The organism is Bacillus sp. SIMBA_026 (assembly GCF_046535335.1).
GTDB lineage: Bacteria > Bacillota > Bacilli > Bacillales > Bacillaceae > Bacillus > Bacillus velezensis.
The window spans coordinates 1-253 of sequence record NZ_JAWRWX010000335.1 but is presented as its reverse complement, the minus strand read 5'-3'; the positions used below and the strand labels follow the sequence as shown (position 1 = coordinate 253).

Annotated in this window: 1 protein-coding gene; it reads left to right on the top strand. The window is 61.3% G+C overall.

Annotation, left to right across the window (positions count from 1 at the left end; all coding sequences use genetic code 11):
* A partial coding sequence (locus SB847_RS21695; RefSeq protein WP_410578765.1) for a hypothetical protein occupies positions 1 to 253 on the top strand: 253 nt, incomplete at both ends.

Below are 253 nucleotides of genomic sequence, written 5' to 3'. Positions count from 1 at the left end.
CGAGCGACGACCCGGTATGTGGGCAAGTATCGCGGGTGGCTCGATCGGAACACGCTTCCTTTTGACTTCTTCCGGCGGTTCCAGGGTGCGCAGTTCTTCGCCGGCCTCTCGGCCGTGACGAAGCGCGTCGGGGGCGATCGCAAGAGCCTATCGGCTGGTCTGGCGCTGATGCGCACCAATGCATATCCATACCTGGCCTACCACATCGAACGGATCGAGCTGAACCTCGAATACATCCCCAATGAAGGCGGCA